Raw genomic sequence first — 12,719 nt, 5'->3', positions numbered from 1 at the left:
CTGGTCCCATGTCCACGACCGAGGCGGCCGCGCCCTCGCGTGCCGAGCGCCGCAAGCAGGAGACGCGCCGCGAGATCATCGACGCGGCCTTCGCCTGCTTCGCCGAGCGTGGCTACCACGGCACCGGCATCGCCGACATCGCCGCGCGGCTGGGCATCGGGCACGGCACCTTCTACCGCTACTTCGAGAACAAGCGCGACATCGTCGAGCACGTCATCGACGACGTCCTCGGTCAGGTCGTCGGCGCGCTTGGTGCCGAGAACGCGCCCGACGCGGTCGACACCCTCGACGACTACCGGCTCCAGTCGGCGCGCATCGGCGCCGCGCTCGCCCGGATCATGCTCGAGGACCCCCGCGTGCCGCGGATGCTGATCCTCGAGGCGCCAGGGATCGATGCGGCGATGGCTGAGAAGGTCCTGGGCTTCCACGAGGCGGCAGCGACGCTCACCGCCGGCTACCTCGAGCACGGCGTGCGGCTGGGCTACCTGCGCGCCGACCTCGACATCGACGGCACCGCCCGCGCGATCAACGGGATGATCCTCGGCTCGATGCTCGCGGGCATCGCCAACCCCGACGCTGCCGACCAGAAGCGCCTCAGCGAGGCCATCCTGCGGGTCATGTACGACGGCATCTCGTCGCGCTGACGGTGGCTCGCGGCAGTGCGCCGTCATCCCTCGGCCCGTGATGGGTCACACGTTGGGTCCAACCACGCGCTGGGCACACTGGACGGATGCTCCACCGCCACCCGTTCCTCAGCCTGGTGACCGGCGCCTACCTGGTGCTCGTCGGCTGGCTGACGCTGTCGCCGCAGTCGTCGGTCACGCCGACGACCGATCTCTTCGTGCGGCTGCTCGACGCGCTGCACCGGCGCGGGTACGCCACGTCGATCGACTACCTGCGCATGGAGCACCTGGCGAACATCGCCCTCTTCGTCCCCGTCGGAGTGTTCCTGTTGCTGCTCTTCGGCGCGGGCGGCTGGTGGATCGCCGCGCTCGCCTCGTTCGCGATGACCGGTGGCATCGAGTACGCCCAGCACTGGATCCCCGGCCGCGTCCCCGACGGTCGCGACCTCGAGGCCAACGGCATGGGCGCGCTGATCGGGATCGCCCTCGGCCTGGTCCTCACGCTCCCGGCGACGCTGCGCCGGCGTCGTCTTCGCCGGTCCCGGGCGTACGCCGGCGCGTGACGGATCCGCGCGACCTGGCTGGAGCGTGAGAACACGTTGTTCTCACGCTGCGGAGACCTCCGCGCATCGTGCCGCCGATAGCGTGGACCCATGCCCCACATCCACGTCCTCGCGACCGGCGGCACCATCGATAAGGTGTACGGCATCTCCGGGGAGCTCGAGATCGGACCGCCGTCGTTCGGGTCGTTGGTCGCGCCGGTCCTGACGGACCTGACCTACGACGTCGCCTCGGTGGTCGCCGTCGACAGCCTGGACATGACCGACGCCGACCGGGACCTCCTCGTCGGCGCGGTCGACGCGCTGTCGGGCGACCTGGTGCTGGTCACCCACGGCACCGACACCATGCCCGAGACGGCCGCCTACCTGCAGGCCCACCTCTCCCCCGCGTCCGCGAGCAAGGTGCTCGTCCTGACCGGCGCGATGCAGCCGGCCTCGATGCGGACCAGCGACGCGGCGTACAACCTCGGCGCAGCGACCGTCGCCCTCCAGCTGCTGCCGCCCGGTGTCCACGTCGCCATGAGTGGCCGTGTCTTCCCTGCGGGCCACGTCGTCAAGGACCGCACTCGCGGGATCTTCGTCGAGCCGAGCTGAGCCGCCGAGCTGTTGCCGTTTGGGCACAAAGCGCAGTTCTGGGGCCGGTTTCATTGCCGTTTGTGACCAAACGGCAATGAATTCAGCCGCCGACGTACGCCGCGAGGTGCTCGCCGGTCACGGTGGAACGCGCGGCGACGAGGTCGGCCGGCGTGCCTTCGAAGACTACCCGGCCACCGTCGTGGCCGGCGCCGGGCCCGAGGTCGATGATCCAGTCGGCGTGGGCCATCACGGCCTGGTGGTGCTCGATCACGATGACGGTCTTGCCGGCGTCGACGAGCCGGTCGAGCAAACCGAGCAGGTTGTCGACGTCCTTGAGGTGCAAGCCGGTCGTCGGCTCGTCGAGGATGAAGACGCCGCCCTCGCCCTTCATGCTCATGGCCAGCTTGACCCGCTGACGCTCGCCGCCCGAGAGCGTGTTGAGAGGCTGGCCGAGACGGAGATAGCCGAGCCCGACGTCGGACAGCCGGGACAGGATCGAGGCCGCGGCCGGGACCGCCGTCCCGCCCGGCGAGAAGAAGGCGAGGGCCTCGGTCACCGGCAGGTCCAGCACCTCGGCGATGTTCAGCCCGCCCCAGCGCAGCTCCAGCACGGAGGCCTGGAACCGCTTGCCGCCGCAGTCCTCGCACGGCGTCGAGACGGAGTCCATGAAGCCGAGCTCGGTGACGATCACACCCGCGCCGTTGCAGGTCGGGCAGGCGCCTTCGGAGTTGGCGCTGAACAGCGCCGGCTTGACCCCGCACGCCTTCGCGAAGGCCTTGCGGATCGGCTCGAGGAGACCGGTGTACGTCGCCGGGTTGCTCCGCCGCGACCCCTTGATCGGTGCCTGGTCGACGACCACCACGCCCTCGCGTCCGGCGACGGAGCCGTGGATCAGCGAGCTCTTGCCCGAGCCCGCGACACCGGTCACGACGGTCAGCACACCGGTCGGGATGTCGACCGAGACGTCCTGGAGGTTGTGCGACGTCGCGCCACGAACCTCGATCACACCGGTCCGCTCCCGCACGGTCTGCTTGAGCGTCGCCCGATAGGCCAGCGCGCGACCGGTCGCGGTGTCGGCGGCCTGCAGGTCGGCGTACGTGCCCTCGAAGACCACCTCGCCGCCGAGCGACCCGGCGCCCGGCCCCATGTCGACGACGTGGTCGGCGATCGCGATCACCTCGGGCTTGTGCTCGACCACGAGCACGGTGTTGCCCTTGTCGCGCAGCTCGAGCAGCAGCTGGTTCATCCGCTCGATGTCGTGCGGGTGCAGGCCGATCGTCGGCTCGTCGAAGACATAGGTGACATCGGTCAGCGCGGAGCCGAGGTGCCGGACCATCTTGGTGCGCTGCGCCTCTCCCCCGGACAACGTCCCCGACGGCCGGTCCAGCGAGAGGTAGCCGAGGCCGATCTCGGTCAGCGCGTCGAGCAGGTGCAGCAACGAGGCCGCCAGCGGAGCGACCGACGAGTCGTCGATGGTGCGCACCCAGGCAGCGACGTCGCTGACCTGCATCCGGCACACGTCGCCGATGTCGACGCCCTTGATCTTGGAGGTGCGGGCCGAGGCGTTCAGCCGCGTGCCGTCGCAGGTCGGGCACGGTCCGAACACGGCGGCGCGCTCGACGAACGCCTTGATGTGGGGCTGCAGGGAGTCGGGGTCCTTGGCGAACATCGACTTGCGGATCTTCGGGATCAGGCCCTCGTAGGTCATGTTGATCTTGTCGACCTTGACCTTGCGCGGCTCGGCGTACAGCAGGTCCTGCTTCTGCGCGTCGGTGAGCGAGCCGACCGGCACGTCGGAGGGGACGACCGCCTTGAACGCCGCCACCAGCCAGCCGTCGGCCGTGTAGCCGGGCACCTGGATCGCGCCCTCCTCGAGTGACCGCGACTCGTCGATGATCGCGGTCAGGTCCAGCTCGGACACGGTTCCACGGCCCTCGCACGCCGGGCACATGCCGCCGAGGTACACCTTCTGCTTGATCACGTTCTTCTTGCCCGACTCGGTCACGGACGCGCCGCCGACAGTGGTCGTCGGGATGTTGAACGAGAAGGCCGTGGGCCCTCCGATGTACGGCGTACCGAGGCGGCTGAACAGCGAGCGCAGCATCGCGTTGGCGTCGGTGACCGTGCCCAGGGTGGAGCGCGGGTTGGCGCCGATCCTCTCCTGGTCGACCAGGATCGCGGTGGTGAGGCCGGACAGCGCGTCGACGTCGGGCCGCGGCAGGTTGGGCATGAAGCCCTGCACGAACGTCGAGTACGTCGCGTCGATCAGCCGGCGGCTCTCGGCCGCGATCGTCCCGAAGACCAGCGAGCTCTTGCCCGATCCCGACACCCCGGTGAACACCGTGAGCCGTCGCTTCGGGATCTCGACGCTGACGTCCCTGAGGTTGTTCTCGCGCGCTCCTTGGACCCGGATCGTGTCGTGGTTGTCGGCGGTGCTCATGCCCGTTCCTCCCGCTCTGCCGCTGGTCCGAAGGACCGCGCGTCTGGTCAGTCCGGACCATGTGGATCCGGGGCGTCTGCCTGACGTACGACGTCGCGGCGGAACCTAGTGTGACAAGCATGTCCAGCACAGCTCGGGCGATCCGGATCGAGGTCGCCGAGGGGGAGCACCAGCCCCATCTCAGCCACGACCTCCCGTGCTTGGTGTGCGGGCACGCGCCGCACTTCTACCTGCCGTGCGACCACGGCTGTGGCTGCCCGGGGACCCGCTAGGAGCGCACCAGGCGGACCGACAGCACCCGCTCGCGCTCCCGTGCCTCCTGCTGGTCGCGACGGCGCGCGTCGAGCAGCTGGGGCAGGGAGACCACGCCGACGACGCGGCCCTCGTCGGTGCGATCGAGCACCGGCAGGGTGGTGACGCCGCTGGTCGCCATCAGCTCGGCGACGTGGCGCAGGGTCTGGTCGCTGTGGGTGGCGACCGGGTCCAGGCGAGCGGCTTCGCCGGCCGTCCGGTCGGTGGCGTCCGCGCCGGCGAGCAGGTCCCCGCGGGTGAGCACGCCGACCATCCGGCCGTCGGCGACCACCGGGTAGAGCTGTTGGCGCCAGGCCGCGTGGTCGTCGCCCGGCTCGTCGATGGCGGCGCGTGCCGTCGGCAACGTGGCGTCCGCGTCGAGCTCCAGCACGGTGGTGCTCATGACCTCGCTGACGAAGACGATCTCCAACGGGTCGACGTCGTACTCGCGGCTCAGGTGGTAGCCGCGTCGCGCGATCTTCTCGGTCAGCACCGAGCGCTTGAGCAGCACCACGGAGACGCCGTACGCCGTCAGCGCGCCGATCATCAGCGGCAGCAGCGCGTCCCAGCGGTGGGTGAGCTCAAGGGAGAAGACCACGCCGGTGAAGGGCGAGCGCATCACCCCGCCGAGCACCCCGGCCAGGGCGACGAGCGCCCAGAAGCCGGGTCCGACCGACGGGAAGAGGTGTGCCTCGAGTGCGCCGAGCGCGCCGCCGATCATGAAGACCGGGGCGAGCACTCCCCCGGAGGTTCCGCTGCCGAGCGAGATCGACCAGATCAGCGTCTTGACGACGAGGATGCCCACGACCAGGCCGAGACCGATGGTGCCGGTCAGCTCGGCGTCGATGACGTCGTACCCGACGCCCAGGGCCCGCGGCTCGATCATGCCGCCGACCCCGATCACCACGCCGCCGATCGCCGGCCACCACATCCAGTGGAGCGGGAGCTTGCCGAAGGCGTCCTCGGCGACGTAGACGAGCAGCGTCGCAACGACGGCGAGCAGGGCGGAGACCACGCCGCTGACCACGCACAGCGCGTAGTCGACGTCGTGGAGGTGCAGGTCCCCGCCGGCGAGGAAGACGGCGCCCCCGCCGAGGATGTGGTGGCGCAGGACGGTGGCGACGCTGATCGCCGCGGCGACCGGCACCAGGCTGCGCGGGCGCCACTCGAACAGCAGCAGCTCGGCGGCGAGCAGCAGGCTCGCCAGGGGTGCGTTGAACGTCGCGGCCATGCCGGCCGTCGAGCCCGCGACCAGCAGCGTCTTGCGCTCGTCGGCGGTGAGGCGCAGCAGCTGCGCGAACAGCGACCCCAGGGCGCCCCCGGTCATGATGATCGGCCCCTCGGCGCCGAACGGGCCGCCGGTCCCGATCGTGATCGCCGACGAGATCGGCTTGAGCACGGCGACGCGGGGCTGCACCCGGCTGCCGCCGAGCAGGATCGCCTCGATCGCCTCGGGCATGCCGTGGCCACGGATCTTCTCCGATCCGTAGCGAGCCATCAGTCCGACCACGAGGCCGCCCGCGACGGGAGCGCCGAGCAGCAGCCACCAGGGGTGGCCGCCGCCCGGTGACGTCATCCTCGACGACAGCTGCTGGTGGAAGACGAGGTTGGTGATGAGCGCGATGAGGCGCAGCAGCGCCCAGGCGGCACCGGCGCCCAGGGCGCCGATCGGCAGCGCCAGCGCGGTGATCACGAAGATCCGGGGTCCGGCGGTGAAGTCTCCGAGGTGGCGTACGTCGCGCACCGTCGAGTGGTCGGTCACTCGGCTCTCCTTGGCTGGTGGATGCCCGGCAGTTTAGGTCGTGTCACGATCTTTTACGCTGTCGGGGTGCCCACCGACGCGCAGTACCAGCGCCTGCTCGCCTTCCGCACGGCGTTGCGCGAGTTCGACCAGTGGAGCCGGCGCGCGGCCGAGGACCACGGCCTGACCCACACCCAGCACCAGCTCCTGCTCGCGATCCGGGGCAGCACCACCGAGGGCGGCCCGACGATCGGTGAGGTCGCCGAGGCGCTGTTCATCAAGCACCACACGGCCACCGAGCTGATCGACCGCGCGCAGCACCTGGGTCTGGTCGACCGGGTGCGCAGCACGGTCGACGCGCGCCGCGTCCAGCTGCGGCTCTCCGCGCACGGGGCGCAGGTCCTCGGCGAGCTCACCTCGGTCCACGTCGAGGAGCTGCGGCGCCTGCGTCCACTCCTGCAGCCGCTCGAGGAGACGCCCGGAGACGACCCGGCATAATCGGCCCGCGTGACCCGCTCCCCCGGTACTTCCCTCTCGACGGCGGTCCGGGGTCTCACGCCCGGCTACTTCGCGCTGGTCATGGCCAGCGGCATCCTGTCGATCGGGTTCCACGTCCGCGGTGACCGGCTGATCTCCCTCGCGCTGCTCGCGGTCGCGACGACGGCGTACGTCGTCCTGCTCGGTCTGAGCGCCTGGCGGCTCGTGCGCCACGCGGATGCGGTGCGCGAGGACTTCGCTGATCCTCGCCGCGCGTTCGGCTTCTTCACCCTCGTCGCCGGGACCGACGTGCTGGCCATCCGGTTCGGCACCGCCGGGAGCTTCACCGTCGCGGCGGTGCTGGTCGGCTGCGCGGTGGCGACCTGGGCCGTGCTCGGCTACGTCATCCCGTGGACGGCCGTGCTCGGCCGCTCCGAGCGTCCGGTCCTGGCCGCCGCCAACGGGACCTGGTTCATCTGGGTCGTCGCCAGCCAGAGCGTCGCTGCGGCGTCCGCGATGCTCGAGGTCCACTACGGCTCGGTACGTCGCGAGCTGGCCATCGTCGCCGTGTGCGCGTGGTCCGTCGGCGTCTTCCTGTACGCCGCCGCCGGCATGCTCGTCGCGCTGCGGCTGATGCTCTACCCGTTCGGCCCGGAGGACCTCACGCCGCCCTACTGGGTCGCGATGGGTGCCGCCGCGATCACGGTCGTTGCCGGCGCCCGGATCGTGGAGATGGCCGATGCGCCGATGGTCGACGCGACCCGCGGGCTGATCGCCGGCCTCGCGGTCGTCTTCTGGGCGTTCGCGACCTGGCTGATCCCGGTGCTGGTGGCGGCCGGGTGGTGGCGGCACGTCCTACGCCGTGTTCCGCTGCGCTACGAGCCGACGCTGTGGAGCATCATCTTCCCGCTCGGGATGTACGGCGTCGCGTCGGCGTACCTCGGCGAGGCCGACCACCTGCCGCTGGTCCACGCCCTCGGCGAGGCGTGGCTGTGGCTCGCCCTCGCAGCGTGGGCCCTGGTGCTCGTCGCGATGTGCCGGGCGCTGGCGCGCCTCGTGCTCGGCTTCAGGGCTGCAGGAGCACCTTGATGGCGCGGCGCTCGTCCATCGCCGTGTAGCCCTCGGCCGCCTGGTCCATGGGCAGGGTGAGGTCGAAGACCGGGCTCGGGTCGAGGCTGCCGTCGAGCACCTTCGCGAGGAGGTCTGGCAGGTAGCGGCGTACCGGAGCGATGCCGCCGCGGACGCCGACGTTGGTCTCGAAGAGCTTGCGGACCGGGAGCTCCACGCCGTGGGGTACGCCGACGAAGCCGACCCCACCGCCCGGACGGGTGATCCGCAGCGCGGTCGACATCGAGTCGCCGGTGCCGACGCACTCGAGGACCGAGTCGGCGCCGACGCCGCCGGTCAGCTCCTTGATCCGGGCGATGCCCTCCTTGCCCCGCTCGGCCACGATGTCGGTCGCCCCGAACGTCGTCGCGATCTTCTGCCGCGACTCGTGCCGGCTCATCGCGATGATCCGCTCGGCACCCATCACCTTGGCCGCCAGCACGCCGCACAGCCCGACCGCGCCGTCACCGACGACGACCGCGGTCCCACCCTCGCGCACACCGGCGCAGACGGCCGCGTGCCACCCGGTCGGCATCACGTCGGAGAGCGCGAGCAGCGCGGGGTGCAGGGCGGGGTCAGGCGCCTCGGGGAGGCCGACCAGGCTGCCGTCGGCCTGGCGGACGAGCGCGAGCTCGCCCTGGCCGCTGGCGGTCATGCCGAGGTTGACGCAGGCCGAGTGGGCGCCGTACTCGCAGTTCGCGCACGTGTTGTCGCAGTGGCAGAACGGCACGATGACGAAGTCGCCGGCCTTGAAGTCGCGGACGTCGGCGCCGACCTCCTCGACCACCCCGATGCACTCGTGGCCGATCGTCGACCCGGGCCGGATCGGGTTCTCGCCGCGGTAGGGCCACAGGTCGGACCCGCAGATGCAGCCCGCCACCACCCGGACGACCGCGTCCGTCGGGGCCTTCAGCTGCGGGTCGGGGACCTCTTCGAAGCGGATGTCTCCGGGGCCGTGGATCGTGGTCGCGCGCATGGGTCGCATTCTGCTCCCCCGGGGCAAGTGACTGCCGTTTGGGCACAAACCGCAGCTCTCAGGGTCGGAAAGCTGCGGTTTGGCGCCAAACCGCAGTTCCCGGAGCCCGTTTCGGGCTATCTCATATGTGAGTTACCGTTGGTGCCATGACGTCCGAGACGAGCGCCGAGCCCGACTACAAGAGCCGGATCGGCAACCTGATCCGCGATGCGCGCAAGCACCGCGGACTCACCCAGGCCCAGCTCGCCGACCGCCTCGGCACCAGCCAGAGCGCGATCAACCGGATCGAGAAGGGGCACCAGAACCTCTCCCTGGAGATGCTGGAGCGCATCGGCACCGCCCTCGACTCCGAGATCGTGGCGCTCGGCGCCGGCCCGACCCACCTGCGCGTCAAGGGCCCCACCACGCTGTCGGGCGAGATCGACGTCAAGACGTCCAAGAACGCCGGCGTCGCGCTGCTCTGTGCCTCGCTGCTCAACCAGGGCCGCACCACGCTGCGCAAGGTCGCGCGCATCGAGGAGGTCAACCGCCTGCTCGAGGTGCTCTCGAGCTTCGGTGTGCAGACCCGCTGGCTCAACGAGGACAACGACCTCGAGATCATCCCGCCGCGCGACCTGGACATCAGCGCCGTCGACGAGGAGGCCGCCCGGCGTACGCGCTCGGTGATCATGTTCCTCGGCCCGCTGCTGCACCGCTCGGACAACTTCGACCTGCCCTACGCCGGCGGCTGCAACCTCGGCACCCGCACCGTCGAGCCGCACATGTCCGCGCTGCGACCGTTCGGCCTCGAGGTCAAGGCGACCGACGGCTGGTACCACGCCCAGGTCAACCGGGCCATCTCCCCCGACCGCGCGATCGTGCTCACCGAGCGCGGCGACACGGTCACCGAGAACGCGCTGATGGCCGCCGCGCTCCACCCCGGCACGACCGTCATCCGCAACGCCTCGTCCAACTACATGGTCCAGGACCTGTGCTTCTACCTGCAGGCGCTCGGCGTACGGGTCGACGGCATCGGTACGACGACGCTGACCGTCGAGGGCCTGGAGTCCATCGACGTCGACGTCGACTACGCCCCCAGCGAGGACCCGATCGAGGCGATGTCGCTGCTCGCGGCCGCGATCGTGACCAAGTCCGAGATCACCGTGAAGCGGGCCCCGATCGAGTTCCTCGAGATCGAGCTCGCCGTCCTGGCCGAGATGGGCTTCCGCTACGAGCTGTCCGAGGAGTACCTCGCCGCCAACGGCCGTACTCGCCTCGTCGACATCCGCACGCTCCCGTCCGCGCTCACCGCGCCGCGCGACAAGATCCACCCGATGCCGTTCCCCGGCCTCAACATCGACAACCTGCCGTTCTTCGCCGTCATCGCGGCGACGGCCGAGGGTGCGACGTACCTCCACGACTGGGTCTACGACAACCGCGCCATCTACCTCACCGACCTCAACAAGCTCGGTGGCCGGGTCACCCTGCTCGACCCGCACCGCGTGATGATCGAAGGCCCGACGTCCTGGACCGGTGCCGAGCTGATGTGCCCGCCCGCCCTGCGCCCGGCCGTCGTCGTGCTGCTCGCGATGCTGGCGAGCAAGGGCACCTCGGTCCTGCGCGGCACCTACGTCATCCACCGTGGCTACGAGGACCTCGCCGAGCGACTCAGCTCCCTGGGCGCCAACATCGAGACGTTCCGCGACATCTGAGAAGGTCGGTCCGTGGCCTTCCTGGACGCGGACCGACCGATCGCCTTCGCCCACCGCGGTGGGGCGTACCACCCCGAGATCGAGGGCTTGGAGAACACGCTCGTCGCGTTCCAGCATGCGTTCGACCTCGGCTACCGCTATCTCGAGACCGACGTCCACCTGACCAAGGACGGTGTCCTGCTGGCGGCCCACGACACGGTCCTGGACCGGGTCAGCGACCGCACCGGCGCCATTGTCGACCTGACCCTGGAGCAGGTCCGCGAGGCGCGGGTCGGAGGGCGCGAGCAGCTGCCGACGTTCGAGTCGCTCCTCGACGCGTTCCCCGATGCGCGCTTCAACGTCGACCTCAAGGCGCCGGGCACCGCGTCGGCGCTGGCCGACCTGGCCGAGCGACGCGCGCTGCGCGAGCGGATCATGGTCGGCTCGTTCAGCCGGGCGCGCCTCGAGGAGTTCCGTCGCCTCACCCACGGCACGGTGGCGACGTCGGCCCATCCGGCCGAGATCGCGGCGTACCGGCTCTCCCCCACGCTCGCCATCGCCCGCCGCCTCGGCGGTACGGCGTTCGCTGCCCTCCAGGTCCCCCACCGCCGTGGTCCGCTCACCGTCGTCACTCCCCGATTCGTACGCCGAGCACACGCGGCCGGTGTCCAGGTCCACGTCTGGACCATCGACGACCCCGCCGAGATGCACGAGCTGCTCGACATGGGGGTCGACGGGCTCTTCACGGATCGCACCGACCTGCTCAAGGATGTGCTCGGGGAACGGGGCCAGTGGTCCGGAGGGAGCAGCGCATGACACAGCCGAACGCGCTCGGTGACTTCGCGCCCGTGCGCCTGGCGGGCGAACGAGCCAAGGAGCAGAAGGCCTGGTACTGGTACGACTGGGCCAACTCCGCCTTCTACACGACGGTCCTGACGGTGCTCTTCGGCCCGCTGATGATCACGGTCGCGGGCCGTGCCGCCGGCTGCGGCGACAGCCCGGACGACACCTGCAAGAAGGCCGTCGACGTGCTCGGCCTGCACCTCGCGGCCGGGTCGCTGCCGTCGTACCTCACCAGCTTCGCCACCATCGCCAGCGCCTTCGTGCTGCCGATCGTCGGCGCCATGGTCGACCGCTCGGGCCGCAAGCGCCTGCACATGGCGTGGTTCGCGTGGTCCGGTGCGCTGGTCGGCTGCCTGCTGTTCTTCCTGCAGGGCGACCACTGGCAGCTCGGCGCCATCGCCGTCGTGGTCTCCAGCGTCCTGGCCGGCTGCTCGCTGGTGAGCTACTACGCGATCCTGGTCGACATCTCGACCGACGCCGAGCGCGACGCCGTCTCCTCCAAGGGCTGGGCGTTCGGCTACCTCGGCGGCGGCACGCTGCTGCTGATCAACCTCGCCATGGTGCTCGGCCACTCGGCGATCGGGCTCGACAAGGAGCTCGCCGTACGGCTCGCGCTGCTCTCCGCCGCGGTGTGGTGGGCCGGCTTCACGATCATCCCGGTCAGGGGCCTGCGCGACCGCGCCGCCCAGGACGTGGTGCCCGAGTCCGGCGGACTGCTCAAGCGCAGCTTCGGCCAGCTCTGGGCGACGCTGCGCGAGCTGCGGTCCTACCCCGTCACCATGACGTTCCTGATCGCCTACCTCTTCTACAACGACGGCATCCAGACCGTCATCTACAGCGCCTCGATCTACGGCTCCAAGCAGCTGCACCTCGGTGACAGCGTGCTGATCGCGGCGATCCTGCTGATCCAGTTCGTCGCGTTCGGCGGTGCGCTGATGTTCGGCCGCATCGCCGCGCGGTACGGCGCCTACCGCTGCATCGTCGGCGGCACGGTCGCGTGGATGGTGCTGGTCGTGCTCGCGATGGGCCTGCCCGATCGCAGCGTGCCGCTGTTCTTGTCGATGGGCGTGGGGATCGCGATCGTCATGGGTGGCACCCAGGCGCTGTCGCGATCGTTCTACAGCCTGCTCATCCCGCGTGGCCGCGCCGGCGAGTACTTCGCGCTGTACAACGCCTGCGAGCGCGGCACCTCCTGGATCGGCACCCTGATGTTCGGACTGGTCTTCCAGCTCACCGGCTCCTACCGCCCGGCCATCCTGTCCCTGATCGTCCTGTTCGCCCTCGGCCTGGTGTTCCTGTCCCGCGTCGACACCGAGCGGGGCGTCCGGGACGCCGCTCGTGGTTGAAACCTTTTGGGCCTGGGTAACGTTGACAAGTCGGGGGCGCGATCCGTTCCCATCAACCAGCTAGCTGGA

The 12,719-nt window shown here is 70.4% G+C and carries 12 protein-coding genes; 9 read left to right on the top strand and 3 right to left on the bottom strand.

The annotated features are described in order from the left end of the window. The first annotated feature begins 8 nt into the window (after nucleotides 1-8). From ACYVJ3_RS07555 to ACYVJ3_RS07545, 3 genes are all read left to right on the top strand, one after another. Nucleotides 9-644 (top strand): TetR/AcrR family transcriptional regulator, encoded by a 636-nt coding sequence (locus tag ACYVJ3_RS07555; RefSeq protein ID WP_460852135.1) that lies wholly within the window; start codon nucleotides 9-11, stop codon nucleotides 642-644. Nucleotides 645-730: 86 nt separating this feature from the next. Then, a complete protein-coding gene (locus tag ACYVJ3_RS07550) occupies nucleotides 731-1,186 on the top strand; it encodes a VanZ family protein (RefSeq protein ID WP_460852133.1) in 456 nt (151 codons plus the stop codon). Nucleotides 1,187-1,276: 90 nt separating this feature from the next. Next, nucleotides 1,277-1,777 carry an asparaginase domain-containing protein gene (locus ACYVJ3_RS07545; RefSeq protein WP_460852132.1) on the top strand — a complete coding sequence of 167 codons (501 nt, stop codon included), beginning with the start codon at nucleotides 1,277-1,279 and terminating at the stop codon, nucleotides 1,775-1,777. Between the two features lie 82 nt (nucleotides 1,778-1,859). On the opposite strand, the gene ACYVJ3_RS07540 is transcribed toward ACYVJ3_RS07545, so the two are convergent. Beyond that, nucleotides 1,860-4,199 carry an ATP-binding cassette domain-containing protein gene (locus ACYVJ3_RS07540; protein ID WP_460852130.1) on the bottom strand — a complete coding sequence of 780 codons (2,340 nt, stop codon included), beginning with the start codon at nucleotides 4,197-4,199 and terminating at the stop codon, nucleotides 1,860-1,862. A 119-nt stretch (nucleotides 4,200-4,318) separates the two neighbouring features. On the opposite strand from ACYVJ3_RS07540, the gene ACYVJ3_RS07535 reads away from it, so the two are divergent. After that, nucleotides 4,319-4,471 carry a hypothetical protein gene (locus tag ACYVJ3_RS07535; RefSeq protein WP_460852128.1) on the top strand — a complete coding sequence of 51 codons (153 nt, stop codon included), beginning with the start codon at nucleotides 4,319-4,321 and terminating at the stop codon, nucleotides 4,469-4,471. Here the strand turns inward: ACYVJ3_RS07535 and ACYVJ3_RS07530 are convergent. After that, on the bottom strand, nucleotides 4,468-6,252 hold the full coding sequence (locus ACYVJ3_RS07530) for a chloride channel protein (RefSeq protein WP_460852126.1): 1,785 nt from the start codon (nucleotides 6,250-6,252) through the stop codon (nucleotides 4,468-4,470). The two genes, ACYVJ3_RS07535 and ACYVJ3_RS07530, sit on opposite strands and share 4 nt — an antisense overlap. Nucleotides 6,253-6,318: 66 nt before the next feature. Here ACYVJ3_RS07530 and ACYVJ3_RS07525 point away from each other — a divergent pair, with 66 nt between their 5' ends. Then, nucleotides 6,319-6,729, top strand: coding sequence for a MarR family winged helix-turn-helix transcriptional regulator (locus ACYVJ3_RS07525; RefSeq protein ID WP_460852125.1), 411 nt, complete (start codon nucleotides 6,319-6,321; stop codon nucleotides 6,727-6,729). Nucleotides 6,730-6,738: 9 nt separating this feature from the next. Then, nucleotides 6,739-7,797, top strand: a complete 1,059-nt coding sequence (locus tag ACYVJ3_RS07520; RefSeq protein ID WP_460852124.1) for a tellurite resistance/C4-dicarboxylate transporter family protein — start codon at nucleotides 6,739-6,741, stop codon at nucleotides 7,795-7,797. Here the strand turns inward: ACYVJ3_RS07520 and ACYVJ3_RS07515 are convergent. After that, the gene (locus ACYVJ3_RS07515; RefSeq protein WP_460852122.1) at nucleotides 7,775-8,791 is read right to left on the bottom strand and encodes a zinc-dependent alcohol dehydrogenase family protein; all 1,017 of its coding nucleotides are present in this window, start codon (nucleotides 8,789-8,791) and stop codon (nucleotides 7,775-7,777) included. The two genes, ACYVJ3_RS07520 and ACYVJ3_RS07515, sit on opposite strands and share 23 nt — an antisense overlap. 146 nt (nucleotides 8,792-8,937) lie before the next feature. Here ACYVJ3_RS07515 and ACYVJ3_RS07510 point away from each other — a divergent pair, with 146 nt between their 5' ends. From ACYVJ3_RS07510 to ACYVJ3_RS07500, 3 genes are read left to right on the top strand one after another with little or no spacing between them, the layout of a single operon-like run. Next, on the top strand, nucleotides 8,938-10,482 hold the full coding sequence (locus ACYVJ3_RS07510; RefSeq protein WP_460852120.1) for a helix-turn-helix domain-containing protein: 1,545 nt from the start codon (nucleotides 8,938-8,940) through the stop codon (nucleotides 10,480-10,482). 12 nt (nucleotides 10,483-10,494) lie between these two features. Further along, a complete protein-coding gene (locus ACYVJ3_RS07505) occupies nucleotides 10,495-11,277 on the top strand; it encodes a glycerophosphodiester phosphodiesterase (protein WP_460852118.1) in 783 nt (260 codons plus the stop codon). Then, nucleotides 11,274-12,650: an MFS transporter gene (locus ACYVJ3_RS07500; protein WP_460852115.1), complete on the top strand. Its 1,377-nt coding sequence runs from the start codon at nucleotides 11,274-11,276 to the stop codon at nucleotides 12,648-12,650. The genes ACYVJ3_RS07505 and ACYVJ3_RS07500 overlap by 4 nt, the downstream gene beginning before the upstream one ends. Nucleotides 12,651-12,719 lie beyond the last annotated feature (69 nt).

The organism is Nocardioides montaniterrae (assembly GCF_054782655.1).
This window is presented reverse-complemented; position numbering and strand designations above follow the sequence as displayed.